General features: G+C 73.1%; 27 protein-coding genes. 13 read left to right on the top strand and 14 right to left on the bottom strand.

Going from position 1 to position 23,863, the window contains the following annotated elements:
* Nucleotides 1–161 precede the first annotated feature (161 nt).
* The 4 genes from PKC53_RS04420 (at nucleotide 162) to PKC53_RS04435 (ending at nucleotide 1,921) form a co-directional block, all read left to right on the top strand.
* On the top strand, nucleotides 162–386 hold the full coding sequence (locus PKC53_RS04420; protein WP_324426715.1) for a DUF2892 domain-containing protein: 225 nt from the start codon (nucleotides 162–164) through the stop codon (nucleotides 384–386).
* Between the two features lie 59 nt (nucleotides 387–445).
* Nucleotides 446–730: a metal-sensing transcriptional repressor gene (locus PKC53_RS04425; protein WP_324426717.1), complete on the top strand. Its 285-nt coding sequence runs from the start codon at nucleotides 446–448 to the stop codon at nucleotides 728–730.
* Nucleotides 731–761: 31 nt separating this feature from the next.
* Nucleotides 762–1,211: an OsmC family protein gene (locus PKC53_RS04430; RefSeq protein WP_324426719.1), complete on the top strand. Its 450-nt coding sequence runs from the start codon at nucleotides 762–764 to the stop codon at nucleotides 1,209–1,211.
* A gap of 227 nt (nucleotides 1,212–1,438) precedes the next feature.
* Nucleotides 1,439–1,921 carry an NUDIX domain-containing protein gene (locus tag PKC53_RS04435; protein ID WP_324426721.1) on the top strand — a complete coding sequence of 161 codons (483 nt, stop codon included), beginning with the start codon at nucleotides 1,439–1,441 and terminating at the stop codon, nucleotides 1,919–1,921.
* Nucleotides 1,922–2,126: 205 nt separating this feature from the next.
* On the opposite strand, the gene upp is transcribed toward PKC53_RS04435, so the two are convergent.
* The gene (gene upp, locus PKC53_RS04440) at nucleotides 2,127–2,762 is read right to left on the bottom strand and encodes a uracil phosphoribosyltransferase (RefSeq protein WP_324426723.1); all 636 of its coding nucleotides are present in this window, start codon (nucleotides 2,760–2,762) and stop codon (nucleotides 2,127–2,129) included.
* Between the two features lie 80 nt (nucleotides 2,763–2,842).
* On the opposite strand from upp, the gene PKC53_RS04445 reads away from it, so the two are divergent.
* A complete protein-coding gene (locus PKC53_RS04445) occupies nucleotides 2,843–3,046 on the top strand; it encodes a hypothetical protein (RefSeq protein ID WP_324426725.1) in 204 nt (67 codons plus the stop codon).
* A gap of 90 nt (nucleotides 3,047–3,136) precedes the next feature.
* Entirely contained in the window at nucleotides 3,137–3,955 is an 819-nt protein-coding gene (locus tag PKC53_RS04450; RefSeq protein WP_324426727.1) for a M90 family metallopeptidase, read from the top strand.
* 21 nt (nucleotides 3,956–3,976) lie between these two features.
* Here PKC53_RS04450 and PKC53_RS04455 read toward each other — a convergent pair whose 3' ends face one another.
* Entirely contained in the window at nucleotides 3,977–4,609 is a 633-nt protein-coding gene (locus PKC53_RS04455; protein ID WP_324426729.1) for a sulfotransferase, read from the bottom strand.
* 163 nt (nucleotides 4,610–4,772) lie between these two features.
* Nucleotides 4,773–4,940, bottom strand: a complete 168-nt coding sequence (locus PKC53_RS04460; RefSeq protein ID WP_324426731.1) for a hypothetical protein — start codon at nucleotides 4,938–4,940, stop codon at nucleotides 4,773–4,775.
* A 20-nt stretch (nucleotides 4,941–4,960) separates the two neighbouring features.
* Between PKC53_RS04460 and atpE the strand changes: the two genes are divergently transcribed.
* Entirely contained in the window at nucleotides 4,961–5,203 is a 243-nt protein-coding gene (gene atpE, locus PKC53_RS04465; RefSeq protein WP_324426733.1) for a F0F1 ATP synthase subunit C, read from the top strand.
* A gap of 16 nt (nucleotides 5,204–5,219) precedes the next feature.
* Here the strand turns inward: atpE and PKC53_RS04470 are convergent, their stop codons facing one another.
* Genes PKC53_RS04470 through PKC53_RS04480 form a run of 3 tightly spaced genes read right to left on the bottom strand, consistent with a single transcriptional unit; the run spans nucleotide 5,220 to nucleotide 8,506 of the window.
* Entirely contained in the window at nucleotides 5,220–6,023 is an 804-nt protein-coding gene (locus PKC53_RS04470; protein ID WP_324426735.1) for a helix-turn-helix transcriptional regulator, read from the bottom strand.
* A gap of 3 nt (nucleotides 6,024–6,026) precedes the next feature.
* Nucleotides 6,027–7,250, bottom strand: coding sequence for a DUF1688 family protein (locus tag PKC53_RS04475; protein WP_324426737.1), 1,224 nt, complete (start codon nucleotides 7,248–7,250; stop codon nucleotides 6,027–6,029).
* The gene (locus PKC53_RS04480) at nucleotides 7,247–8,506 is read right to left on the bottom strand and encodes a GTP cyclohydrolase II (protein ID WP_324426739.1); all 1,260 of its coding nucleotides are present in this window, start codon (nucleotides 8,504–8,506) and stop codon (nucleotides 7,247–7,249) included. The genes PKC53_RS04475 and PKC53_RS04480 overlap by 4 nt, the downstream gene beginning before the upstream one ends.
* A 136-nt stretch (nucleotides 8,507–8,642) precedes the next feature.
* Here PKC53_RS04480 and PKC53_RS04485 point away from each other — a divergent pair, with 136 nt between their 5' ends.
* The gene (locus PKC53_RS04485; RefSeq protein ID WP_324426741.1) at nucleotides 8,643–9,440 is read left to right on the top strand and encodes an SDR family oxidoreductase; all 798 of its coding nucleotides are present in this window, start codon (nucleotides 8,643–8,645) and stop codon (nucleotides 9,438–9,440) included.
* Here PKC53_RS04485 and PKC53_RS04490 read toward each other — a convergent pair.
* The 4 genes from PKC53_RS04490 to PKC53_RS04505 are packed head-to-tail and all read right to left on the bottom strand — an operon-like array spanning nucleotide 9,367 to nucleotide 14,177.
* Entirely contained in the window at nucleotides 9,367–10,635 is a 1,269-nt protein-coding gene (locus tag PKC53_RS04490; RefSeq protein ID WP_324426743.1) for a polysaccharide pyruvyl transferase family protein, read from the bottom strand. The two genes, PKC53_RS04485 and PKC53_RS04490, sit on opposite strands and share 74 nt — an antisense overlap.
* A 7-nt stretch (nucleotides 10,636–10,642) precedes the next feature.
* Nucleotides 10,643–11,578, bottom strand: coding sequence for an ABC transporter permease (locus PKC53_RS04495; protein ID WP_324426745.1), 936 nt, complete (start codon nucleotides 11,576–11,578; stop codon nucleotides 10,643–10,645).
* 3 nt (nucleotides 11,579–11,581) lie between these two features.
* A complete protein-coding gene (locus tag PKC53_RS04500; RefSeq protein WP_324426747.1) occupies nucleotides 11,582–12,640 on the bottom strand; it encodes an ABC transporter permease in 1,059 nt (352 codons plus the stop codon).
* The gene (locus PKC53_RS04505) at nucleotides 12,618–14,177 is read right to left on the bottom strand and encodes an ABC transporter ATP-binding protein (protein WP_324426749.1); all 1,560 of its coding nucleotides are present in this window, start codon (nucleotides 14,175–14,177) and stop codon (nucleotides 12,618–12,620) included. Before PKC53_RS04505 ends, PKC53_RS04500 begins: the two co-directional genes overlap by 23 nt.
* A gap of 215 nt (nucleotides 14,178–14,392) precedes the next feature.
* On the opposite strand from PKC53_RS04505, the gene PKC53_RS04510 reads away from it, so the two are divergent.
* On the top strand, nucleotides 14,393–14,623 hold the full coding sequence (locus PKC53_RS04510; RefSeq protein WP_324426751.1) for a hypothetical protein: 231 nt from the start codon (nucleotides 14,393–14,395) through the stop codon (nucleotides 14,621–14,623).
* Between the two features lie 84 nt (nucleotides 14,624–14,707).
* On the opposite strand, the gene PKC53_RS04515 is transcribed toward PKC53_RS04510, so the two are convergent.
* Nucleotides 14,708–15,706, bottom strand: coding sequence for a BMP family protein (locus PKC53_RS04515; protein ID WP_324426753.1), 999 nt, complete (start codon nucleotides 15,704–15,706; stop codon nucleotides 14,708–14,710).
* Between the two features lie 138 nt (nucleotides 15,707–15,844).
* On the opposite strand from PKC53_RS04515, the gene purB reads away from it, so the two are divergent.
* The 3 genes from purB (at nucleotide 15,845) to PKC53_RS04530 (ending at nucleotide 21,473) form a co-directional block, all read left to right on the top strand.
* Nucleotides 15,845–17,215: an adenylosuccinate lyase gene (gene purB / locus PKC53_RS04520; RefSeq protein ID WP_324426755.1), complete on the top strand. Its 1,371-nt coding sequence runs from the start codon at nucleotides 15,845–15,847 to the stop codon at nucleotides 17,213–17,215.
* A gap of 61 nt (nucleotides 17,216–17,276) precedes the next feature.
* A complete protein-coding gene (gene pyrF / locus PKC53_RS04525; RefSeq protein WP_324426757.1) occupies nucleotides 17,277–18,104 on the top strand; it encodes an orotidine-5'-phosphate decarboxylase in 828 nt (275 codons plus the stop codon).
* A gap of 75 nt (nucleotides 18,105–18,179) precedes the next feature.
* Complete coding sequence (locus tag PKC53_RS04530; RefSeq protein WP_324426759.1) at nucleotides 18,180–21,473, top strand: PAS domain S-box protein; 3,294 nt, start codon at nucleotides 18,180–18,182, stop codon at nucleotides 21,471–21,473.
* A gap of 4 nt (nucleotides 21,474–21,477) precedes the next feature.
* Here PKC53_RS04530 and PKC53_RS04535 read toward each other — a convergent pair whose 3' ends face one another.
* The 3 genes from PKC53_RS04535 to PKC53_RS04545 all read right to left on the bottom strand — a co-directional run bounded on the left by PKC53_RS04535 (nucleotide 21,478) and on the right by PKC53_RS04545 (nucleotide 23,323).
* Complete coding sequence (locus PKC53_RS04535) at nucleotides 21,478–22,758, bottom strand: solute carrier family 23 protein (RefSeq protein WP_324426761.1); 1,281 nt, start codon at nucleotides 22,756–22,758, stop codon at nucleotides 21,478–21,480.
* Nucleotides 22,759–22,909: 151 nt separating this feature from the next.
* On the bottom strand, nucleotides 22,910–23,074 hold the full coding sequence (locus PKC53_RS04540; protein ID WP_324426763.1) for a hypothetical protein: 165 nt from the start codon (nucleotides 23,072–23,074) through the stop codon (nucleotides 22,910–22,912).
* A gap of 12 nt (nucleotides 23,075–23,086) precedes the next feature.
* Nucleotides 23,087–23,323 (bottom strand): hypothetical protein, encoded by a 237-nt coding sequence (locus PKC53_RS04545; protein WP_324426764.1) that lies wholly within the window; start codon nucleotides 23,321–23,323, stop codon nucleotides 23,087–23,089.
* Between the two features lie 199 nt (nucleotides 23,324–23,522).
* Here PKC53_RS04545 and PKC53_RS04550 point away from each other — a divergent pair, with 199 nt between their 5' ends.
* Nucleotides 23,523–23,723, top strand: a complete 201-nt coding sequence (locus PKC53_RS04550) for a DUF2905 domain-containing protein (protein ID WP_324426766.1) — start codon at nucleotides 23,523–23,525, stop codon at nucleotides 23,721–23,723.
* Nucleotides 23,724–23,863 lie beyond the last annotated feature (140 nt).

Below are 23,863 nucleotides of genomic sequence, written 5' to 3' on the forward strand. Positions count from 1 at the left end.
GACGACCCGATCTTCAACGGGCTGGCGATCTCGCTGATCTTCGGCATCCTGGTGTCGACGCTGCTGACGCTGGTCGTGATCCCCGTCCTCTATTACGCGGCGTACCGGCGCCGCTTCGAATCGCCGGTGCTTTCTTCGTCAACCCCCAAGGAGTGATAACCATGACCGTCGAACGCTACATCCGCATCATGGCGGGCTTCTTCGTGCTGCTGTCGCTGGCGCTCGGCGTTCAGGCCTCGCCGCTGTTCCACAGCGAGTGGTGGCTGGCGCTGACCGCCTTCGTCGGCTTCAACCTGTTCCAGTCGGGCTTTACCAACTTCTGTCCGCCGAGCTTCCTGCTCAAGCGGCTCGGCGTGCCCGACAACGGTCCGAGCTGCGCGCGCTGATCGGCGGGGAGGCGACAATGCAAGCCTCGACCGACTCCGCGACCGACCGAGGCTTCGTCATGACCATCCTCACCGACGAGAAGAGCCGCACCGATCTGCTCAACCGCCTCAAGCGCGCCGAAGGGCAGTTGCGCGGCATCCAGCGCATGATCGAGGAGGGCCAGCCCTGCCTCGACATCGCCGGTCAAATGGCCGCGGTGCGCAAGGCGCTGGATGCCACCTACGTGCGCATGACCGTGTGTTTCATGGAGCAGGAGCTGTCGGCGCGACTCGGCGAGGGCAGTTCCGGCCCGCTGAACGCGGTGCTCGACGACGTGCAGGCGCTGCTGGGCAAGGTCCGCTGAGGCCGCGCCCGTCCGAGTGGAAAGGAAACCGATGAGCGAAGGCGAGAAGCAGACGGTGCGGCTGACGCAGCGCCGCGACTACCAGTTCGAGGTGGACTTCGGCGCCGGCGTGCCGGCGCTGCTCGCCGACGAGCCGGCGCCGCTGGGCCAGGGTGCCGGGCCGTCGCCGGTCCAGCTGCTGGCCGCCGCGGTGGGCAACTGCCTGTCGGACTCGCTGCTGTTCGCGCTGCGCAAGTTCAAGCAGCGGCCTGAGCCGATGTCGGCCGAGGTCACCGCCGAGGTCGGCCGCAACGCCGAGGGCCGGCTGCGCGTGCTCGGCATCACCGCGTCGCTGACGCTGGGCGCGCCGGCCGACACGATCGAGCACCTCGACCGCGTGCTCGGGCAGTTCGAGGCCTTCTGCACCGTCACGCAAAGCGTCGGCCAGGGCATCCCGGTGCGCGTGCAGGTGTTCGACGCGCACGGGCTGCAGCTGAAGTAGGCGCCGCCTCGCGCGGCTCGTCCGCGCCCGTGCCGCCTCGCGCGGCTCGTCCGCGCCCGCACCACCTTTTGCGGCGCTGTTTGACCGATTGCCGTCACGCGCTTCGTGTAGCGTCGCGTCCGTGGGCGTCGCCCCCCGGAGTCGCGGGGGGCGGCGACGGCAACGGTCAACCGTCGGCCCGGGTCGTGCGTGATCGGCACGAAACGGGCGACATGGAGCGGCAGCGCGTGCAAGGCATCGGGTGGGGCAGTCGCCGACTGAGCTGCGGCGTCGTGATCGTCAACGACGCCGCCGAGCTGCTGCTGTGCCACGTCACGGGGCACGACCACTGGGACCTGCCCAAGGGCGGGGCGCACCCCGGCGAGACGCCGCTGCAGGCGGCGCTGCGCGAAACGCGCGAGGAGACCGGTCTCGTGCTCGACGCCGCGGCGCTGCTCGAGCTCGGATGCTTCGGCTACGGCGCGCGCAAGGACCTGCACCTGTTCGCCACGCTGCAGTCGCGGCTCGACGCCCGCACGCTGCGCTGCGACAGCCACTTCACCTGTCGCGCCAGCGGCCGGCGCCGCCCCGAGATGGACGGCTACGGCTGGTTCCCGTTCGACTCGGTGGTCGTGCGCTGCCGCCCGCGCATGGCCTCGGTGCTCGCCAGCCGCGTCGACCTGCCGGCGGTGCTCGCGCAACTGCGCGAGACGCAGACCGTGCCGGCCTGATGCGCGTCGGCGCTTCGGGCACGGCGCCCGCCGACCCGATCGTCGGGCCATCGCGCACCGCGCCGCTCGCGCGACGGTCGCAGCCCGCCGCCGTGCACCGCGGTCGCCCGGCGGCGTGCGCAACGGGCGGACCCCGGACGATGACTGCCGTCCCCGAACGCGGACGACCGAGCGCGCGGTGGTGTGAGCCCCGGCGCCGCACGTGTCACTTGGTGCCGAACAGCCGGTCGCCGGCGTCGCCGAGCCCGGGCACGATGTAGCCGTGTTCGTCGAGCCGCTCGTCGACGGCGGCGGTGTACACCGGCACGTCGGGGTGGTGGGCGTGGAAGCGCGCGAGCCCCTCGGGTGCGGCGAGCAGGCACACGAAGCGGATCGACTTCGGCGCGGTCTCCTTCAGTCGTTCGACGGCGGCCACCGCCGAGTTGCCGGTGGCCAGCATCGGGTCGAGCACGATCGCGTCGCGCTCGTGCATGTCGGCCGGCATCTTGAAGTAGTACTCGACCGCGACCAGCGTCTTCGGGTCGCGGTACAGGCCGACGTGGCCGACGCGCGCGCCCGGCACCACCTCGAGCATGCCGTCGAGGAAGCCGGCGCCGGCGCGCATGATCGAGACGAACACGGTCTTCTTGCCGTCGATCACCGGCGCGCGCATGCGCGCCAGCGGGGTCTCGATGTCGATCATCTGCGTGGGCATCGCGCGCGTGACCTCGTAGGCCATCAGCATCGCGATCTCGTGCATCAGCCGGCGGAAGCTGTTCGTCGAGCGGTCCTTCTGCCGCATCAGCGTCAGCTTGTGCTGCACCAGCGGGTGGTCGACGACGTGGACGAGGGCATCGGTCATGCGTTTCTCCGGCGGACGCGCGCAGCATAATCAACCGCCGCGCCGACGCGCTGCGCCGGCGCGCCAACGGGGGGACGAGCGTGGAACAACTGCTGCTGTGGGTCGCGCGCATCGCCGGCGGGGTCGGTGCGCTGGCCACCGTCGTCGCGTTCGCGGCGCGCGCCGCCGGCCACTGGCACCTGGGCAGCTGGCAGGTCGGCTCGCTGCTGCAGGCCGGCATCGCGCTGACGTCGCTGGCGGCGCTGGCCTACGTCGCGGTGGTCGCCGAGCGGCGCGTGCGCTGAGGGCCCCGGCCGGCGGTCGGCGCCGGCGGGTCGACGGGTTGAAATCGGCCCGGCGCGGCCCACCTCGTGGGGGTGGAAGGATGGATCGCCTTGGGGGCGGTCGTCGGCGTGGTCGCGTTCGCCGGCGGGTTGCTGGCACCGACGCTGCTGCGACTGTGGCGCCGCCGTGCCGTCGTCGCGCAGCCGTTTCCCGCCGCGTGGCGCGAGATCCTGCGCCGGCGCGTGCCACTCGTGCGCGAACTGCCGGCCGCGCAACAGCTGCGGCTGAAGCGGCACGTGCAGTGGCTGCTGGCCGAGGTGCCGTTCGTCGGCTGCGCAGGGATGTCGATCGACGACGAGGTGCGCGTGACGATCGCCGCGCAGGCGGCGCTGCTGCTGCTGGGGCGCGGCGGCTCGTTCGGGAACGTGCGCGAGGTGCTGGTGTACCCCGGTCACTTCGTCGTGCCGCGCACCGCCGCCGCTGCCGACGGCACCGTGCACGAGTCGCGCGACGTGCTGGCCGGGCAGAGCTGGGACCGCGGCCGGGTGATCCTGGCCTGGGACGCGGTGCTCGACGGTGCCGCCGACCCGCACGACGGCGCCAACGTCGTGATTCACGAATTCGCGCACCAGCTGGACCAGGACACCGGCAGCGCCAACGGTGCGCCCTACGTCGGCCGCGGCACCTGGCCGCGCGAGTGGGCACGCACGATGAACGCCGAGTACGACGCGCTGCGCCTGCGACTGTCGCGCGGCGAGCCGGGGCTGCTCGACCCTTACGCCGCCACCAGCCCGGCCGAGTTCTTCGCCGTCGCCAGCGAGGTCTTCTTCGAGCGGCCCGACGCGCTGGCCCGCGAGCGGCCGGCGTTGTACGAGCAGCTCAGGCGCTGCTACCGCGTCGACCCGGCGCTGTGGGCGCCGCGCGGCTGAGCGCGCGGCCGCGCCTGCGGGTCACGCGCTGCGGTTCAGGTGCGGCATCGCCTGCCCGGCGTACGGCGCGCCGATGACGTCGCACAGACGCTGCATCGCGTCGGGGTGCGCGACGTTGAGCACAAGCAGGTCGTCGGGGCGGTCGTGGAAGTGCTCGGTCACGCTGCGGTTGTGCTCGAGGTAGTGGGAGATGTACAGGTCGCGGTCGTACAACCGCCGCTCGTCGTCGCCGTGCTGCAGGACGAACCCGTCCCACAGGTAGCCCGGGTAGCGGTAGTCGAACGCACGCAGGTCGTCGGCCGTCGGCAAGCGGCGCTTGCCGACGATCCTGGTGTGGAACCGGACCAGCGAGTCGAACCACCGCTGCGCACTGTCGCGCACCGTCAGGATGAACTTGCTGCCGGGGAACGCGGCGTCGACCGCGCGGCAGGTCTCGGGGTAGGAACACGGCACGTCCTGGAACGCGTCGGCGGTGCGGCACAGCGCGACGACGCGGGCGAAGTCGCGGCTAGCCCAGTCGGCGCGGATCGTCTCGCCACGCGCCTGCAGGCCGAGGCGCAGGCCCAGCGAGCGCAGCGCCGCCTCGATCGACGTCGTTCCGGTCTTGTTGCGCCCGACGCAGACCACCTTGCGTCCGCCCGCGGGGCCGGTCATCGCGTCGCGCAACTGGCCGAGGTAGGGCGTCGGCCAGCCCGGTGGCCCCGGCGCGCGAGATCAGCGCCTCGGCCTCCTCCCATCGGCCCATGACGCAGTGGCAGTGGGCCAGGCTGCGCCAGCACTCGATGCTGCGCGGCGCCAGCGCCAGCGCGTGCTCGAGTCACGGCAGGGCGCGCCTCGGCCTGCCGGCATGCGCCAGCAGCACGCCGAGGGGGTGGTTCGCCGCCGGGTGCCCTGGGTTGGCGTCGAGCAGCGCGGCGTACTGCTGCGCCGCCTTGACGTCGCAAGTCATCGACGCCGCGGCCGCGTGCCGCGACGATGCGCGCATCGGGGACTCCAGGAGCACGCATGAACGGCATCGACCTGCTGCCGCTGGCCGTCGGCCACCTGATCGGGCTGGGCGCCGTCGGCTCCTGCCTGGGCGTCGGGCTGCTGGCGAGCCGCTTCGTCGAAGCGAGCGCGCGGCAGCCCGAGATGATGGAGCCGCTGCAGACCAAGGTCTTCCTGCTCGTCGGCGTGCTCGACGGCGCGTTCATCATCGCCACCGGCATCGGGCTGTGGTTCGCGGTGGCGAACCCGTTCGGCGGCTGAGCCCGGCCGCGTCGCGCTAGCGGGCGTCGCCGAGCAGCCGGCGCAACGCCTGCGCCGTCGCGGTGTCGGCCGGCAGCAGCGTTTCGACGGCGAGCTCGGCGAGCGTCACCTCTTGCGGTGCGCCGAACACCGTGACCGTCGTGACGAAACCCAGCCGCCCGTGCGGCGTGTTCAGCACGAGTGGCGCGACGACGTCGTCGCGCCACTCGCGCGTGTCGTCGGCCTGCGGGGCGGTGCCCGCCGTGCGCAGTTCGTCGTGCAGGCGGCGCAGCGTCTCGTCGCCGGTCGCCGCGAGCTGGCGCCGCAGCCGCGACAGCACGTGGGCGCGCCAGCCCGGCAGGTCGTCGACCATCGGTGCGAGCCCGCGCGGGTGCAGCGACAGGCGCAGCACGTTGACCGGCGGCTGCAGCAGCACCGGGTCGACGAGCGAGGTCAGCAGACCGACGGCGCGGTTCGCGGCGACCAGGTTCCAGTGCCGGTCCACCGCCAGCGCCGGCCAGGGTTCGTGCGCGTCGAGCAGGCGCTGCAGCGCGTCGCGCGCCGGTGTCAGCGCCGGGTCGGCGAGGTCGCGCTCGGCATACAGCGGCGCGTAGCCCGCAGCCTGCAGCAGCAGGTTGCGTTCGCGCAGCGGCACGTCGAGGCGCCCGGCGAGCCGCAGCACCATCGCGCGGCTCGGCGATGCGCGGCCGGTCTCGAGCCAGCTGAGGTGGCGCGTCGACACCCCGGCGTCGAGCGCGAGCGCCAGCTGCGTGGCGCCGCGACGCTGCCGCCAGCGACGCAGCAACTCGCCGAACGAGCGCGGCCGGGTGGCGCGATCCATCGTTCAGAACAGGGTGCCGTCGCTGTCGATCGCGACCGGCGGTGCGCCGCCGGGGCGGCGCTCGGCAGCGATCGCGCGGCCCGCGGCCCAGGTGCCACCTTCGAGCACGCACGCGAGCGGCATCTCGGCGGCGCTGCGCCCGAGGCGCTCCCGCACCCGCGGGGCGATCTCATCGAGCAGCGTGACCGTCAGCGCGCGCCACTCGATCACCCAAGCATCGTGTGGCTTGCGCAGGCGTCGGGCGAAGTCCGCATCGCGCGGCACGGCGACGCCGGCGTCGAGCAGCAGGCCACCGTTGCGGTACTCGGGCAGGCCGGTCAGCACGTCGAGGCCGTCGACCGGCACGCCGGCCCACTGGAAAGGCTCGAGCAGCGAGTACGTCAGCCACTGGCTGAGCTTGTGGAACGGCACCCAGCCGGCGCCCGGCCCGTCGCCGCCCGCCAGCGGGTGCGGCCAGGCGTCGCCCACCGGCGTGCCGGCGAACGCCTGGCCGCTGGGCCAGATGCCGCTGAACGCGTCGAGCAGCGCGCGCAGCACGTCGCCGGCCTGCACGCGGCCGGTGGCGGCCAGTGCGTCGAACAGCCGGCCCGGGCGGCCATCGGCGCCGAACGTGCCCGGTCGCTCGCGCAGCGCCGCGGCGAGCCGGTGCAGCAGCGCGGCGCGGCCGTCGAGCCCGACCAGCGGGTTGCCGTCGTGCACCTGGAAACGTGCGGCGAGCGTGCCGGCGTCGAGTGCGGCGAGCGCGTCGGCGTCGACCCGCCAGGGATCGCGAGGATTCGACGAGAACACGCCGGCCATGAAGGCGCGAAAGCTCGCCACGCCGAGCCCCTCGGAGCGCGCGTGCCGCCCGCCGCCCGGCTCGAGGTACGACCACGCCGGCCCGGCGCCGGCGTCGAGCAGCACGCTGACCAGCGCCAGGTCGATGCGGGCACGCGCGACCTCGGCGGCGTCGCGACCGGCCAGCGCGGCGTCGAGCTCGGCCTTGCGGTCGACGCCGTCGGCCTCGAAGTGGCGCCAGCGGCTGTGCAACGGAATCGGCCCGTCGCCGAAGCGCGCGCGTGTCAGCGCGGCGACGCGCTCGGCCACCGCGTCGAGCCGCGAGCGGTCGAGCGTGAAGTGCGCCGACGCACCGGCGGCGACGGCGGCGGTGACGTTCGCGCAGCGCACGCGGATCGTCGCCGGGTCGCGCAGCGTCGCGACGCCGGGTGGCAGCGTGGCGCCGCTCACTCGAGGCCGCGGCCCTTGACCGCCGCGAGCCGGCCCTCGTCGGGCACCGCGCCGTCGGTGAAGTAGCCGGCGGCGATCTTGGCCTCGATCTCGACCTTGGCGTCGGCGGGCACCAGCGCGTCGGGGATCTTGATGCGCTCGCCGACCTCGATGCCGCTGCCGGTGATCGCGTCGTACTTGTCGTTGCTCATGCTTACCAGCCGATGGATCCTTCGGATGCCCAGCCAGTGCAGCACGTCGGGCATCAGCTCCTGGAAGCGCATGTCCTGCACGCCGGCGACGCACTCGGTGCGCAGGAAATAGGTGGCCGCCGAGTCGCCGCCCTGCTGGCGCTTGCGCGCGTTGTAGACGAGGAACTTCGTCACCTCGCCGAGCGCGCGGCCTTCCTTGCGGCTGTAGACGATCAGGCCGACGCCGCCGCGCTGCGCGCCCTGGATGCACTCCTCGATCGCGTGGGTCAGGTACGGGCGGCAGGTGCAGATGTCGCTGCCGAACACGTCGGAGCCGTTGCACTCGTCGTGCACGCGCGCGGTCAGCGTCACGGCGGGATCCGCGAGCGCGCGCACGTCGCCGAACACGTACAGCGTCTGCCCGCCGATCGGCGGCAGGAACACCTCGAGGTCGCTGCGCGTGACCAGCTCGGGGTACATGCCGCCGGTCTCCTCGAACAGCGCTCGCCGCAAGTCGCCTTCCGCGACGCCGAAACGCTTTGCGACGCCGGGCAGCCACCACACCGGCTCGACGGCGATCTTGGTGACGACCGCCGACGCGTCGTCGAGCAGGACGCGCCCGTCGACCTGCAGCCGCTGGAACGCCAGCGCCTGCTTCACCTCGGGCAGGTGGATGTGCGCCTTCGTCACGGCGATCGTCGGGCGGATGTCGTAGCCCTGCGCGAGATACTCGGCGTAGACCTGTTGCACGCCGGCGCCCCAGGGGTCGAGCGAGACGATCTTCTCGGCCTCGCCCCATTGCGGGTAGGGGCCGATGGGGTCGGTGGGCGCGGTGTTCGTCAGGTCGGCGCGGTGGCCGCGCGGCAGGCTGCCTGCCGCCACCGCCAGCGCGCGGTACACACCGTAGCTGCCGCTGTGCGTGCCGATCACGTTGCGCTGGCTGCGGTGGGTCGTCGTGCCGACCACCGGGCCACGCCCGAGCGCGTCGGCGGCGCCCCAGCGGATCGTCGGTGCGCCGACGGCGCCCTGGCCGGGGTGCGAGGTCAGGCGGATGTGGCGCGGGGCGTTCGGGCTGGGCGTGGCCATCGGCAATGCGGGGGGTGGCGACCCCGGCGAGGATACGCCGGTGCGCGGCGTTGCCGCTGCAACGGTGGGGCAGGGGCAGGCCGTGCCGGCGGCGGCCAAGGCGCGGCATGATCGGGTCCCACCACCGCCGGACGCGATGCCCGACCGCCGCCCGATCGCCCTCGTCACCGGTGCCTCGTCGGGCATCGGCGAGGCGCTGGCGCGCCGTTTCGCCGCGGGTGGCCACGATCTCGTGCTGGTGGCGCGGCGTGCCGAACCGCTTCGCGCGCTCGCCGACGCACTGACCGCGGCGCACGGCGTGCGCGCCTGGGCGGTGCCCGTCGACCTGGCGCAGCCCGATGCACCTTCCGTACTGGCCACGGCGATGCGGCGCGCGCGTCGGCCGATCGACGTGCTCGTCAACTGCGCCGGCGTCGTGCAGGTCGGGCGCTTTGCCGAGACGCCGGCGGCGCGTCACCGCGAACTGGTCGACCTCAACGTCGGCGCGCTGACCTCGATGCTGGCGCACTTCGTGCCACCGATGCTGCGCCGCGGCCACGGCCGCGTGCTGAACGTCGCGTCGATCGCGGCGTTCCAGCCGGTACCGACGCTGGCCACTTACGCCGCGACCAAGGCGTTCGTGCTGTCGCTGACCGAGTCGCTCGCCGAGGAACTGCACGGCACCGGCGTGACCGCCACCGCGCTGTGCCCCGGCATCACCGCCACGCCGATGCTCTCGGGCGCCGAGCGCGCGCACCCTGGCCTGCGCCGGCTGCCGCGCCTGGTCGTCGGCAGCGTCGACGACGTCGCCGCCGAAGGCCACGCGGCGTGCCTGCGCGGCGACGTGGTGTGCGTGCCCGGGCTGCTGAACACCGCCACCGTCACCGCCGGACGGGCACTGCCGAAGTGGCTGGTGCGTCGCGTCGGCGGCGCGTTGTCGCGCGGGCTGGAGTGACGGCCCGGTCGTCGGGCCACGCCGCGCGCCATCGCGCGTCCCACGCCGCCGCCGCAGCGGCCCCGGCCTGCCGCAGCGTCGCAGCGGGCATCGCGAGGGCCGCGCGCAGTGCGCGCGCCGCGCCGCTCGCGTCGACGACGCCGCCGGCCTCGCAGTCCCAGGTCTCGACGAAGGCGCCGAGTTTGCGCGACTGGCCCGGCTCGGCCGGCGAGCGCAGGCTCACGCGCGCTCGTGCATACGCCAGCGCGACGATGCGTGCGTGCAGGCTGCTCGCGCACACCGCCTGCGCGCCGGCGACCAGCGCGCACAGGTCCCACGGGTGCAGCGACGCGAACACGCGCACCGCAGGCGGCAGCCGCGCCGCCAGCCGCTGCAGCACCGCGAGGTCGTCGTGCCACGGCGCGGCCCCGGCGCGCCACAGCACGACGCCGAGCCCGCTGGCCGACCGCATCGCGCGCAGCTGCACCGCCAGCGTGTCGAGCGTCGCGTCGTCGCCGAACGCGGCGCCGACCTGCACCGCGACGTAGCCGCCGGGAAAGGCGCCGCGCATGGCGGCGACCTCGCCGCGCTGCGCGTGGCGCGCGATGGGCGCGGCGCACAGCGCCGCGACGCGCACCGCCGGGTCGGGTGCCAGCGTGGCGTCGAGTCCCAGCGCGCGCAGGGCCGCCTGCGTGCGGCGGTCGCGCACGCTCAGCGCGTCGGCGCGGCGCAGCTTGGCGAGCACCTCGTCGCGCATCGCCGGCGGGCAGCGCGCGAGGTCGACGCCGCCGACGCCGGCGACGACGAGCCGCGCGAGCTGCGGCAGCGTGCCGCGGGCGAACAGGTACGGCGCGCGGTCGTCGCGGCCGAGCCACCGGCGCAGCCAGCGCCGGCGCGTCGCCGGGCGCGGGCCGAGCCACGCCACCGTGGATGGCACCTGTTCGGGCGGCAGCAGCATCACCGCGGCCTGCCACGCGGTGCAGGTCAGCAGTTCGCCGCCGAGCTGCAGCACGCGCAGCGGCGTCGCGCCGAGGCGTCCGGCGACCTCGGCCAGCGCGTGCACGTGGTGACCCCCCACCGCGCGCAGGTCGCGCGACGCGAGGCCGGTGAAGACCAGCTCGTCGCGCGGCAGCAGCGCCTGCGCCAGGTGCGCGAACAGCAGGTCACCGAAGTTGTGGCGGTCGAAGGCGCCGAACACGACGACCGGGGTGCCCATCGCGGCCCTAGCGTTCGCCCTTGCGGTACGGCTTCATCAGCGCCTGCGGGTACGCGGCGCGGCGCGCCATCACGACCAGCGCGACGATCGCCATCGCGTACGGCAGCATCAGGTACACCTGGTACGGCAACTCGACGCCGAACACGCCGCCGCCCGCCTGCTGCAGCCGCAGCTGCAGCGCGTCGAAGAACGCGAACAGCAGCGCACCGAGCAGCGCCTTGCCCGGGCGCCACGACGCGAACACCACCAGCGCGACGCACACCCAGCCGCGGCCGTTGACCATGTTGAAGTAGAACGCGTTGAACGCCGCCAGCGTCAGGAAGGCGCCGGCCACGCCCATCAGCGCCGAGCCGGCGACGACGGCGCCGATGCGCACCCGCGCCACGCTCAGCCCCTGGCCCTCGGCGGCGGCCGGGTTCTCGCCGACCATGCGCACCGCCAGACCGACCGGCGTGCGGTACAGCACGTACGCGATGGCCGGCACCGCGAGCAGCGCGAGGACGGTCAGCGCCGTCTGCTCGCCAAGCACCGGAATCGGCAACCCCTGCAGCGGTTCGAACGTGGCCACCGTCGGCGGGCGCTCGACCTCGGGGAAGCTGACGCGGTAGGCGTAGCTCGCGACGCTGGTGGCCAGCAGTGTGATGCCCAGACCCGACACATGCTGCGACAACGCCAGTTGCACCGTGAGCACGCCGTGCAGCAGCCCGAACGCGGCGCCGGCGAGCGCGGCGGCGGCGACGCCGGTCCACAGCCCGGCGCCCTGGTACACGGTGAGCCAGCCGACGAAGGCACCGGCGACCATGATCCCCTCGATGCCCAGGTTGAGCACGCCGGCGCGCTCGCACAGCAGCACGCCCAGCGTGCCGAGGATCAGCGGGGTCGCGATGCGCAGCACCGCGGACCAGAACGCGGCGGAGCCCAGCAGCTCGAGCGTCTCGGCCATCGCTCAGCGCCAGCGCACGCGGTACTGCGTGAGCATCGTCGCCACCAGCATCGCGATCAGCGCGGCCGACACGATCACATCGGCGATGTACGTCGGCACGCCGACCGCGCGGCTCATACTGTCGGCGCCGACCAGGATGCCGGCGACGAACACCGCCGCGGCGACGACGCCGAGCGGATGGAGCATCGCCAGCATCGCGACCACGATGCCGCTGTAGCCGTAGCCTGGGCTCATGTCGAGCGTCACGTAGTGCGCGCGGCCGGCCACCTCGACCGCGCCGGCCAGCCCCGCGAGCGCCCCTGAGATCAGCGCGACCTTGACCGTGACCCAGCCCACCGGCATGCCGGCGAACGCCGCGGCGCGCGCGTTGGCGCCCACCGCGCGGATCTCGAAGCCGGTGGTCGTGAAACGCAGCAGCGCCCACAACGCGACGGCCAGGGCCAGCGCGGCGACGAGCCCGGTGTGCACGCGGCTGCGTTCGATCAGCCGGTCGAGCTGCATCGTGTCCTGCAGCGCGACGCTCTGCGGCCAGCCCAGCGCCGAGGGGTCCTTCATCGGTCCGTCCAGCAGCGCCGACACCGCAAGCAGCACGATGAAGTTCAACAGCAGCGTCGTGACGACCTCGTCGACGCCCAGGCGCTTCATCAACGCCGGTCCGAGCAGCAGCAATGCGCCGGCGGCCGTCGCGGCGGCGATCATCAGCGGCCACAGCAGCCAGGGGTGCAGTTCGAGGCCGACGCCGCCGTGCAGCCCGCCGACCGCCACCGCAGCGATCGCTCCGGCGTACAGCTGCCCTTCGGCGCCGATGTTGTACAGCCGGGCACGGAACGCCACCGCGGCGGCGAGCCCGGTCAGGATCAGCGGCGTGGCGCGCGTGAGCGTCTCGGTGATCGCGAAGCGCGAACCGAATCCGCCCTCGAGCAGCAGCGCGTAGGCGCGGCCCACCGGCGCGCCGGCCCAGGCCACCAGCAGCGACGTCACCAGCAGCGTGACCGCGATCGCCCCGAGCGGTGCGGCGAGCAGCATCGTGCGCGAAGGCTCAGCGCGCCGCTCGAGCTGCATCGCAGGCCTTGTCGCCGGCCATCGCCAGCCCGATCGCCGCCAGCGTCCACTGCGCGGCCGGCTTCGCCGGCCCGAGGCGGCCGTGGTGCATCACCGTGATGCGGTCGGCCAGCGCGAAGATCTCGTCGAGGTCCTCGCTGATCAGCAGCACCGCGCTGCCCGCCGCGGCGGCGTCGATCAGCTGCTGGTGCACGTAGGCGACGGCGCCGACGTCCAGCCCCCAGGTCGGCTGGTTGGCGACGATCAGCACCGGTGGTCTCGCGTCGTCGGGGTCGCCCGCCAGCGCGCGGCCGAGGATGAGCTTCTGCATGTTGCCGCCCGACAGCGACCGTGCCCGCGTCTCGAGCCCGGCCGCTTCGGTGCCGCGCACGTCGAAGCGCTCGACCAGCGCGCGCGCATGCGCCCGTGCGCGGGCGCGATGCAGCACGCCGGCGCGCGAGAACGCCGGGCTCGCGTAGCGCTCGAGCACGGCGTTCTCCCACAGCGCGAGGTCGCCGACGGTGCCTTCGGCGTGCCGGTCTTCGGGCACCCGCGCGACACCGGCCTCGACCCATGCCCGCGGCAGCGCGGGCAAGGTGCGGCCGGCCACCGCGAGCGTGCCGGCATCGAGCGCGCGTTGTCCGCACAGCACCTCGGCCAGCGCCTGCTGCCCGTTGCCGGCGACCCCGGCGACCGCGACGACTTCGCCGGCTCGCAGTTCGAGGTCGACGGCGTCGAGCAGCCGGCGCACGCCCGAGCCCTGCAGCGTCGCGCCGCGCAGCGTGCACACGACGTCGCCGGTCGCGTGGGTGCGGCGCTGCGCCGGCGCGACACGGCGCCCGACCATCGCCTCGGCGAGCGCCGCCTTGTCGGCACCCGCCGTCGGCAGCACCGCGACCAGTCGGCCGCCACGCAGGATCGCGACGCGGTGCGACACGCGCAGCACCTCGTCGAGCTTGTGGCTGATGAAGATCACCGACAGACCCTGGGCGACCAGCTGCTCGAGCGTGGCGAACAGCGACTCGCTCTCGCTCGGCGTCAGCACCGCCGTGGGCTCGTCGAGGATCAGGATGCGCGCGCCGCGCACGAGCGCCTTCAGGATCTCGACGCGCTGGCGCTCGCCGACCGAGAGGTCGCCCACGCGCGCATCGGGGTCGACGTGCAGGCCGAAGCGCTTCGCTGCGTCGAGCAGCTTGGCCCTCGCCGCACCGCGGCGCGAGAACGGCTGCCACAGCGGCTCGGTGCCGAGCATCACGTTGTCGAGCGCGCTCAGGTTGTCGGCCAGCGCGAAGTGCTGGTGCACCATGCCGATGCCGCTGTCCAGCGCCGCGCTCGGCCGCCCGGGCGGCAGCGGCCGGCCGAACACCTCGATCGAGCCGGCGTCGGCGACGTAGTGCCCGAACAGGATCGACACCAGCGTGCTCTTGCCCGCGCCGTTCTCGCCGAGCAGCGCCAGCACCTCGCCGCGGTCGAGGTCGAGCGAGATGCCGTCGTTGGCCACCAGCGCGCCGAAGCGCTTGGAGATGTCCTTCAGGCGCAGCACCGGCATGGCGTGCATTCTCGGCCATCGTCGGCGCCACGCGACAGACGCGGCGAGCGGTGTGGCCGCACGCCGCGCGTCACGGCGGCGGGCGGGTCGGTCGCGATCGCGGTTTGAACCGCTTGCGCGATCGCCGCAACACAGCGGCGAGTTCAACCCCGTCGCCTCGACGGGCCCGCGCCGTCCGCGCCGGGCCGGCCGAGCGTCCCGACCACGTCCCCGAGGAGCCATCGATGAACAACCCGATCCACACCGCGGCCTCGCGTCTGGTGGCCGCGACGCTGGCAGCGGTCACCACCGTCGCGCTGTTCAGTGCCGTCGTCGACATCGCCGAGCCTCAGCGCGGGGCCATGTTCGCCGCGGCCGCGGCCAGGCAAGCGGTGCCGGGCGGCGGTGCTGCGTCGGCGCCGCTGGCCGTCGCCGGGGTCACCGCCGACCACGCCGAGGCGCCGCCGGCGCGGTGACGCCCTGCGCGCCGGCGGGCGGCGGGCCTGTCCTTCGCGCGCTGCGTGACGGGACTCCTGCTCTCTTCGCGGGCCGGCCGGGCCTCACCGGGCGGTCGGCTTGGGCTGCGCGTCGTCCACCTTGACGCTGAACTTGCCGTCGAGGATGTCCTTCTCGCGGGTGCGCACCTTGGCGACGAGATCGGCCGGGATCCTCTTCTCGAAGGTGCCCAGCGGGCTCAGCGAAGAGCCCTTGACCTTCATGTGCGAGTGATGGCCATAGTCCTCGGCCTTGAAGCTGCCGGCCTTCACCGCCTTCAGCGCGGCGTCGATCGTGGGCTCCATGTGCCACAGCGCCGAGGCGACCACGGTGTCCGGGTACTGGGCCTGCGTGTCGATGACGTTGCCGATGGCCAGCACCTTGCGCTCCTTGGCCGCGTCGGACACGCCGAAGCGTTCGGCGTACATGATGTCGGCACCGCGGTCGATCATCGCGAACGCCGCCTCCTTGGCCTTCGGCGGGTCGAACCAGCTGTTGATGAAGGTCACCATGAACTCGACCTTCGGGTTGACTTCCTTCGCGCCGGCCATGAACGCGTTCATCAACCGGTTCACCTCGGGGATCGGGTAGCCGCCGACCATGCCGATCTTGTTCGACCTGGTCATGCCGCCGGCGATCATCCCGGTCAGGTACGCCGGCTCCTGGATGTAGTTGTCGAACACGCTGAAGTTCGGCGCCTGCGGCTTGCCGCTGCTGCCCATCAGGAACGCCGTCTTCGGGTAGTCCTTGGCCACCTTGCGCGCCGCGGCCTCGACGGCGAAGGACTCGCCGACGATCAGCTGGTGGCCCGCCTCGGCGTACTGGCGCATCACGCGCTCGTAGTCGGCGTTGGCGACGTTCTCGCTGAACACGTAGTCGATCTCACCGCGCGCGACCGCCGCCTTCAGCGCCTTGTCGATGCGGCTGACCCACTGCTGTTCGACCGGCACGGTGTAGATCGCGGCGACCTTCAGCCTGGTCTGCGCGAAGGCAGGCGACGCGGCGAGAGTGCCGCCGAGCACGGCGGCGGCGACGATCAGGGCACGACGGCGGGACGGGGTCATGGGCGCTCCTGGGGCGGGTGGGACGTGCGCGCAATGTAGCAAGGCGCGTCCGCGCCAACCAGGGCCCGCGCCGTCGGTGCCCGCCTAGAATCCGGTCGTCCCGCGCTCCCCCGGCGGGTCGCTAGCGCCCCGCCTTCGATGAACCCGAATGCCCTGACCGCCCTGTCGCCGCTCGACGGGCGCTACGCCGCCAAGGTCGCGGCGCTGCGTCCGCTGTTGTCGGAGTTCGGCCTGATGCACCGCCGCGTGCAAGTCGAGGTCGAGTGGTTCATCGCCCTGTCGGACGCCGGCTTCGCCGAGTTCGCGCCGCTGTCGCTGGACGCGCGCGCGCTGCTGCGCGGGCTCGTCGCGCGCTTCGACGAGGCCGACGCGCAGGCCATCAAGGACATCGAGAGGACGACCAACCACGACGTCAAGGCCGTCGAGTACTGGCTGAAGTCGCGCTTCGACGGCCATGCCGAGCTGCGCGCCGTCGGCGAGTTCGTGCACTTCGCGTGCACCAGCGAGGACATCAACAACACCGCGCACACGCTGATGCTCGACGCCGCGCGTCAGCAGGTGCTGCTGCCGGCGCTCGACGCGGTGACCGATCGGCTGCGGGGCATGGCGCACGACTTCGCCGATGAGCCGATGCTTGCGCGCACGCATGGGCAGACGGCCAGCCCGACGACGGTGGGCAAGGAGATCGCCAACGTCGTCGCAAGGCTGGATGCGGCGCGCGAGCGCGTCGCCGGCGTGAAGCTGCTGGCGAAGATGAACGGCGCGGTGGGCAACTACAACGCGCACCTCGCGGCGTGGCCACAGTTCGACTGGGAGACGTTCGCGCGCCGCGTCGTCGAACAGCGGCTGGGTCTGGCGTTCAACCCCTACACGATCCAGATCGAGCCGCACGACGCGATGGCCGAGCTGTTCGACGCCGTCGCGCGCTGCGACACGATCCTGATCGACTGGTGCCGCGACGTCTGGGGCTACATCTCGCTGGGCTACTTCAGGCAGAAGCTCAAGCCCGGGGAGGTCGGGTCGTCGACGATGCCGCACAAGGTCAACCCGATCGACTTCGAGAACGCCGAGGGGAACTTCGGGCTGGCCAACGCGCTGCTGGCGCACCTGAGCCACAAGCTGCCGATCTCGCGCTTCCAGCGCGACCTGACCGACAGCACGGTGCTGCGCAACATGGGTGTGGCGCTGGGCTACGCCGTGCTCGGGCTGGACTCGCTCGCGCGCGGGCTCGGCAAGCTCGAACTGAACGCGCCTGCGCTGGCCGCCGACCTCGACGCCGCGTGGGAAGTGCTGGCCGAGGCGATCCAGACCGTGATGCGCCGCCACCGCCTGCCCGAGCCGTACGAGCGTCTGAAGGCACTGACGCGCGGCCAGGCCGTCACGCGCGAGACGATGGCCGCGTTCATCGACGGCCTCGCCGACCTGCCGGCGGCCGAGCGCGAGCGGCTGAAGGCGATGACGCCGGCGACCTACACCGGCGCCGCGGCCGCGCTGGCGCGGCGCATCTGACGACCTGCACGCCGGCGTCGCTGCGGCCGGCTCGCATCGCGACCCTGTACAGTTGACCGGCGTGAACTTCGTCGACGCTTTGCGCGCAGCCAGCGCCCGCCACGATTCGATGCTGTGCATCGGTCTCGATCCCGAGCCCGCGCGCTTCCCGCTCGCCTGGCGCGGCGACGCGGCGCGCATCTTCGACTTCTGCGCTGCGGTCGTCGACGCGACACACGACCTGGTCTGCGCCTTCAAGCCGCAGATCGCCTACTTCGCGGCGCACCGCGCCGAGGACCAGCTCGAGCGGTTGATCGCGCACATCCGCGCGACGGCCACCGGGGTCCCGGTGATCCTGGACGCCAAGCGCGGCGACATCGGTGCGACCGCCGAGCAGTACGCGCGCGAGGCGTTCGAGCGCTACCGCGCCGACGCGGTGACCCTGTCGCCGTTCATGGGGCTCGATTCGCTCGAGCCGTTCCTGCGCCACCGCGACAAGGGTGCGATCCTGCTGTGCCGCACCTCGAACCCGGGCGGCGATGACCTGCAGGCGCAGGTGCTCGAAGGCGGCGAGCGCGTCTACGAACGCGTCGCTCGACTGGCCGCCGGGCCGTGGAACCGCCATGGCCAGCTTGGGTTGGTCGTCGGGGCGACCTATCCGGCCGAGATCGCTCGCGTGCGCGAACTGGCGCCGACGCTGCCGCTGCTGATCCCGGGGATCGGTGCGCAGGGCGGCGACGTCGAGGCGACGGTGCGCGCCGGCTGGCGCCATGACGCGCCGATCGTCGTCAACTCGTCGCGCGCCGTGCTGTACGCCGGCGACGGCGACGACTTCGCCGGCGCCGCGCGGCGCGCGGCGCAGGCCACGCGCGACGCGCTGAACCTGGCGCGCGCCGCAGCCGTGACTTAGCGCACGCGCCGAGGCGTCGGCCCGACCCCTGGTTTCAGCTTGTTGCGGAGCAGGTCGATAAGCGGACACACCGTGTTGCAACGCGCGCACGACGACTCCGGCGGCGACTTCCGCCTGCTCGGGGACGCCGACGCGCCGGACCCGTTGAATCCCACCGACACCCTCGATCCGCGCCTGCAGGTCAACGCCTCGATCGCCCGCTACTTCTTCGGGACGGTCGCGGTGGCCTCGCTCGTGGGCGTCGCGATTCAGATGTGGGCGGCCGTCACGGGCACGTACGAGTGGCGCCACTTCGTGCTGGCCACCGCATTCTTGCTGACCGCGGGCATCAGCATCGTGGCGAGGCGCCTGGGTGACCGGTTCATCGCGCCGGCGTTGACGGTGACCTCCATGTTGATCATCGCGCTGGTGGCTGCAACCACCGTGGCGCAGCAGTGGGGGCTGTCCAGCGCGTCGCTCGGGCTGTTCGGGCTGATCATCGCCGCACTGTTGGCGATCGCGACGGTACGAGGCGGCGTGATCGTCGCCGCCTTCTCGATCCTGGTGCTCGTGGCGCTGGCCTGGGCCGAACACGTCCAACTCATCGCCGGCGCAGCCGCGGCAGACAAGCCCGTCTGGCTGAGACTGCTGCTGCATCTCGTCGTCGTGGCGTGCGGCACTGCCTGCGGCTTGCTTCTGGCACGCGTCGTCGACCTGTATGTGCGCGCGAGCCGCGAACGGGAGCAGAAGTTCTCGGACCTGCTGGGCATCGCCGCCGACGCCTACTGGGAACTCGACGCGGCGTTCAACCTGACGCACGTCGCACACCGCCAGCACGACGGGCGCTTCGTGACCGACGGGCCGGCGCCCGGCACCCCGCCGTGGGAACTGCCTTGCCTGCTGTTCGACGACGACATGCTCGATGCCCTGCGCGCCGACCTCGAGGCGCGCGAGCCGTTCCGCGACCGCCTGCTGCGCTGGCGCAACGGCGGCACGCTGCACCACCTCAGCGTCAGCGGCGAGCCGCGCGTCGACCACCGGGGCGTGTTCCGCGGCTACTGGGGCGTGGCGCGCGACGTCAGCACCGATGTCGCAGCGCGCGCCGCGCTGGCGGCGACCGAGACGCGCTACCGGGAACTGTTCCGCCGTCTGCCCACGCCGCTGGTGCTGCACCGGCGCGGGCGCGTGCTCGACGCCAACCCGGCCGCGGTCTACCTGTTCGGCTACCGCGACCTGCCGTCGATGCTCGGCCATCACCTCGACGCGCACGGCGAGCCCGGCGCTTCGCGCGACGCGCTGCGCGCGGCGATCGCGCAGATGGAGGCGATGCCGGTGGGGCAGGCGATGGAGCCGGTCGAACTGCTCGTCGAGGCGCTCGACGGCGAGCGCATGCTGGTGCAGGTGAGCGCGGTGCGCGTCGACACGGCCGACGGTCCTGCCACGCTGGCGATCGTCGTCGACGAGACCGAGCGCGCCGCCACCGAGGCGGCGGTGCGTCGCTCGGAGGCGCTGCTGTCGCACCTGGTTTCGACCAGCCCCGACCTGGTCACGCTGACCGAGATGGCCAGCGGGCGCTACGTGATGGTCAACGAGACCTTCGAGCAGGTCCTGGGCTACACGCGCGAGGAGGTCGTCGGACGGCGCTCGCTCGAGGTCGGCGTGTGGGCGCATCCGTCGGACCGCGAGCACCTCACGCGAGCGCTGCAGGTCGACGGGGTGCAGCGCAACTGGCCTTGCGAGTTCGTCGCCAAGTCGGGACGGCGCGTGCAGATGGTCGTCTCGGCCGCGCGTTTCACGATGGACGGGCGCGACTACATCGTGCTCAACGCGCGCGACGTCACCGCGGTCGAACGCGCGCGGCTCGAGCGCGAGGCGATTCTCGCCAACGCGTCGATCGGCATCGCGCTCACGCGCGACCAGACCTTCCAGCTCGTCAACCCAGCGTTCGAGGAGATGCTGGGCTGGCCCGCCGGCACTCTGGTCGGCCAGTCGGCGGGTGTCGTCTGGCCGAGCGACGAGGAGTACGCCCGCGTCGGCCGGGAGCACGGGGCCGCCCTGGGTCGGGGCGAGCGCGTCGAGTTCGAGGCCGAGGTCGCGCGCCGCGACGGGCGGCGCATCGTCTGCCGTCTGCTCGCCCGCGCGGTGGACCCGCGCCACCCCGGCAAGGGCGGCACGGTGTGGATCGCCGAGGACGTCACCGAGCGCCGCCAGCTGCTGCAGGCGCTGTCCAAGGCGCGCGACGACGCCGAGGCGGCGAATCGCGCGAAGAGCGCGTTCCTGGCCAATACCAGCCACGAGATCCGCACGCCGCTGAACGCGCTGCTCAACCTGACGCAGATGGCGCGGCGTGCCGACATCGACGATGCGCAGCGCCATCAGTACCTCGACCTGATCGCCGACAGCGCCGAGGCGCTGGCACCGGTGATCTCGGACATCCTCGACCTGTCGAAGATCGAGGCCGGCAAGCTCAGCGTCGAGCAGGTCCCGTTCGACCTGCACTGGCTGCTGCAGACGCTGCAGCGCGGCTACGCCAAGCTCGCCGAGGGCTACGGTCTGACGCTGACGCTGGACATCGCGCCGCAGGTGCCGCAGCGCGTCGTCGGCGATCCCACGCGGGTGCGCCAGATCCTGCAGAACTACGTCAGCAACGCGCTGAAGTTCACGCCGCGCGGCGGACAGGTGCGCATCGCCGCGCACCGCCTCGACGGTCCGGGCCCGACGCGCGTGCTGTTCGACGTGCACGACACCGGCCCGGGCATCGACGTGGCGATGCAGGCGCGTCTGTTCGCGCCGTTCATGCAGGCCGACCAGTCGACCACGCGCCGCTACGGCGGCACCGGGCTGGGGCTGTCGATCTGCCGCGAGCTCGCGCGCCTGATGGGCGGCGAGGTCGGCGTCGACAGCCAGCCTGGGCGCGGCAGCCGCTTCTGGGCCGAGCTGCCGCTGGAAGTCGCCGGCGACGACATGCGCATCACCGGCTTCGGCGGGATCGACGACGCGCCGCTGGCCGGCGCACGCGTGCTGGTGGTCGAGGACAACGAGATCAACCGGCTGATCGCCGGGCAGCTGCTGCAGCACTGGGGCGTCGAGGTGACGCAGGCCGAGAACGGGCGCCAGGCGCTCGAGGCGGTCGACCGCGCCAGCGCGGCCGGCAAGCCCTTCGACGCGGTGCTGATGGACCTGCAGATGCCCGAGATGGACGGCTGCGAGGCCACCCGCGAACTGCGCCGTCGCCCCGACGGCGCGAACCTGCCGATCATCGCCTACACGGCGGCGGCGCTGGTCGGCGAGCGCGACAAGGCGTTCGACGCCGGGATGAACGACTTCACCCCCAAGCCGGCCGACCGCGCGCTGCTGTTCCAGGTGCTGCGGCGCTGGCTGCGCCGCTGACGCGTCAGCGCCCCCGGCGCAGCAGCGCGTGCAGCGCGATCGCACCGAAGGTCGCGGTGCCGATGCCGCCGAGCGCGAAGTCGCCGAACTTCAGCGTGAAGTCGCCGGTGCCGAGCACCAGCACGATCGCCGCGGTGATCAGGTTCGCGTTGTCCGAGAAGTCGACCTTGTTGTCGACCCAGATCTTGGCGCCGGCCACCGCGATCAGGCCGAACACGACGATGCTTACGCCGCCCATCACCGCCAGCGGGATGGCCTGGATCAGTGCGCCGAACTTCGGGCTGAAGCCGAGCACGATCGCGATCAGCGCCGCGACGACGAACATCGCCGTCGAGTAGATGCGGGTGGCGGCCATCACGCCGATGTTCTCGGCGTAGGTCGTCACGCCGGTGCCGCCCGAGGCGCCGCTGACGATCGTCGCGATGCCGTCGCCGACGAAGGCGCGGCCCATGTACGGGTCGAGGTTGCGCCCGGTCATCGCGCCCACCGCCTTCACGTGGCCGAGGTTCTCGGCCACGAGGATGATCGCCACCGGCGCGATCAGCAACATCGCCTTGGCGTCGAACACCGGCGCGGCGAAAGCCGGCGCGCCGAACCAGGCCGCCGCGGCGATGCCCGACAGGTCGATCGGCTTGCCCAGGCCCAGGCCGTTGGTCAGCACCGCGTAGACGACGCTCGCGACGATCAGGCCCACCAGGATCAGCAGCCGCTGCACCATGCCGCGCGTGAACACCGCCACCAGGCCGACGCAGACGAAAGTCACCGCCTGCATCCAGGCGTCGAAGCCGGTGGGCGCCATGTTCTTGACCGGGATGCCGGCCAGGTTCAGCCCGATCACCGCGACGACCGCGCCGGTGACCACCGGCGGCATCAGCGCCTCGATCCACTGCGTGCCGGCGGCCATCACCACCAGCCCGATCAGCGTGTAGAGCACGCCGCAGGCGACGATGCCGCCCAGCGCCACGCCGAGGTTGGCGTTGGCGCCGCCACCGGCGTAGCCGGTGGCGGCGATCACCACGCCGATGAACGCGAAGCTCGAGCCGAGATAGCTCGGCACGCGCCCGCCGACGACGAAGAAGAAGATCAGCGTGCCGATGCCGCTCATCAGGATCGCGACGTTCGGGTCGAAACCCATCAGGATCGGTGCCAGCACGGTGGCGCCGAACATCGCGATCACGTGCTGCACGCCCAGCGCCGCCGTCTGCGGCCAGGGCAGCCGTTCGTCGGGCGCCACAACGGCGCCGGGCGCGGCCGCGACCTCGCGCCAGCGGGGGATCGAACTCATGGGGGGCCTCCGGACTCGGTTCGTCGCGTCGCGTCGCGACGCGCGCGGCCGCGCGCCGGGGCGCCCGTGTGGCGCCGGCCGGAAGTTTAGGCGTGGACCCGCCGTCGGCACGCGCGGGCAGCGCGGATGCGGCGTCCGCGCTTGCCGCCGCTCAGCCGCGGTGGAAGCTGAAGCTCAGCTGCAGCGGCGTGCGCGTGTGCTGCAACACCGGCGTGCGCGCCAGCACGGCGCCGGCGGGCGCGGCTGCCGCCCTGCCGGGCAGCGTGCGCGTCGGTGCCAGCGGATGACGCGAAGGCAGGACCGGCGGGCGGCTCATGCTCGGAGCTCCTCAGCTTGCGGTGCGCAAGCCCAAGTCGGCGCTGGGGTGCAGCGGCGTGATGAATCCCGGTTGCGGGTCGGCGACCGCGTCGGCGAACGATGACACGATGCGTCCGGCGACCTTCTCGGCGAAGGCGACGCCGCGTCGACCGGCCGCCGACACGCGCAGCATCGACGATGCCCCGCCGCGGCAGTTCGGTGCGACGCGGCGTGCGGGGCGGGGCGGGGCGACGGTCGGGTACGGCATGGCGGTGGTCTCGGCAGGGCGACGGCGCGCTGAAGGGTGCAGCTTCCGTGCCAGCCCGCGCGGCGGCCGCCGGCGTGACGAGGTTCACGTCGCACAGCGCCCGCCCGACGTTTTTCGGCCCTGTTGTAACCGTCTGCAAGCCCGAAGCTGACGTGGTGCGTCGGTCGGGGGCCGGCGTGCCTGCGCCGACAATCGCGGCATGCAACGCCGGCTGCTGATCGCCGGCGCGGTGCTGGTCGTCGCCGGGCTGCTGTGGCCCTGGCTGTCGCGCCTGCCTTGGGGGCGGCTGCCCGGCGACATCCACGTCGAGCGCGACGGGTTCCAGTTCTTCGCGCCGATCACCACCGGCCTGGTGATCTCGGTGGTCGTGTCGCTGCTGCTGTGGTGGTGGCGCAAGTGACCCGCGCCGGCGCCGCGGCGGGCGGGGGGGCGCCCGCGGTCGGGCCAGGCGGGCGTGACGCGCCCGCGTAGGGGCGCGGCGGCCGCGACGCGCCCGCGTGGGGGTCAGGCCGCCGCGCGGTAGCCGCGCGGGATGGCCGC

Origin of the sequence: Azohydromonas sp., from assembly GCF_035325925.1 — a bacterium.
GTDB lineage: Bacteria > Pseudomonadota > Gammaproteobacteria > Burkholderiales > Burkholderiaceae_C > Calidifontimicrobium.

Bases quoted from the DNA above. Each gene is read 5' to 3' on its own strand.
- PKC53_RS04460 (WP_324426731.1), bottom strand. From the start codon at position 4,940: ATGCGCGCATCGTCGCGGCACGCGGCCGCGGCGTCGATGACTTGCGAC.
- PKC53_RS04430 (WP_324426719.1), top strand. From the start codon at position 762: ATGAGCGAAGGCGAGAAGCAGACGGTGCGGCTGACGCAGCGCCGCGAC.
- PKC53_RS04515 (WP_324426753.1), bottom strand. From the start codon at position 15,706: ATGACCCCGTCCCGCCGTCGTGCCCTGATCGTCGCCGCCGCCGTGCTC.
- PKC53_RS04470 (WP_324426735.1), bottom strand. From the start codon at position 6,023: ATGGATCGCGCCACCCGGCCGCGCTCGTTCGGCGAGTTGCTGCGTCGC.
- PKC53_RS04545 (WP_324426764.1), bottom strand. From the start codon at position 23,323: ATGCCGTACCCGACCGTCGCCCCGCCCCGCCCCGCACGCCGCGTCGCA.
- PKC53_RS04550 (WP_324426766.1), top strand. From the start codon at position 23,523: ATGCAACGCCGGCTGCTGATCGCCGGCGCGGTGCTGGTCGTCGCCGGG.
- PKC53_RS04510 (WP_324426751.1), top strand. From the start codon at position 14,393: ATGAACAACCCGATCCACACCGCGGCCTCGCGTCTGGTGGCCGCGACG.
- PKC53_RS04420 (WP_324426715.1), top strand. From the start codon at position 162: ATGACCGTCGAACGCTACATCCGCATCATGGCGGGCTTCTTCGTGCTG.
- PKC53_RS04455 (WP_324426729.1), bottom strand. From the start codon at position 4,609: ATGACCGGCCCCGCGGGCGGACGCAAGGTGGTCTGCGTCGGGCGCAAC.
- PKC53_RS04490 (WP_324426743.1), bottom strand. From the start codon at position 10,635: ATGGGCACCCCGGTCGTCGTGTTCGGCGCCTTCGACCGCCACAACTTC.
- PKC53_RS04535 (WP_324426761.1), bottom strand. From the start codon at position 22,758: ATGAGTTCGATCCCCCGCTGGCGCGAGGTCGCGGCCGCGCCCGGCGCC.
- PKC53_RS04480 (WP_324426739.1), bottom strand. From the start codon at position 8,506: ATGGCCACGCCCAGCCCGAACGCCCCGCGCCACATCCGCCTGACCTCG.
- PKC53_RS04540 (WP_324426763.1), bottom strand. From the start codon at position 23,074: ATGAGCCGCCCGCCGGTCCTGCCTTCGCGTCATCCGCTGGCACCGACG.
- PKC53_RS04505 (WP_324426749.1), bottom strand. From the start codon at position 14,177: ATGCACGCCATGCCGGTGCTGCGCCTGAAGGACATCTCCAAGCGCTTC.
- PKC53_RS04425 (WP_324426717.1), top strand. From the start codon at position 446: ATGACCATCCTCACCGACGAGAAGAGCCGCACCGATCTGCTCAACCGC.
- purB (WP_324426755.1), top strand. From the start codon at position 15,845: ATGAACCCGAATGCCCTGACCGCCCTGTCGCCGCTCGACGGGCGCTAC.
- atpE (WP_324426733.1), top strand. From the start codon at position 4,961: ATGAACGGCATCGACCTGCTGCCGCTGGCCGTCGGCCACCTGATCGGG.
- PKC53_RS04500 (WP_324426747.1), bottom strand. From the start codon at position 12,640: ATGCAGCTCGAGCGGCGCGCTGAGCCTTCGCGCACGATGCTGCTCGCC.
- PKC53_RS04495 (WP_324426745.1), bottom strand. From the start codon at position 11,578: ATGGCCGAGACGCTCGAGCTGCTGGGCTCCGCCGCGTTCTGGTCCGCG.
- PKC53_RS04485 (WP_324426741.1), top strand. From the start codon at position 8,643: ATGCCCGACCGCCGCCCGATCGCCCTCGTCACCGGTGCCTCGTCGGGC.
- upp (WP_324426723.1), bottom strand. From the start codon at position 2,762: ATGACCGATGCCCTCGTCCACGTCGTCGACCACCCGCTGGTGCAGCAC.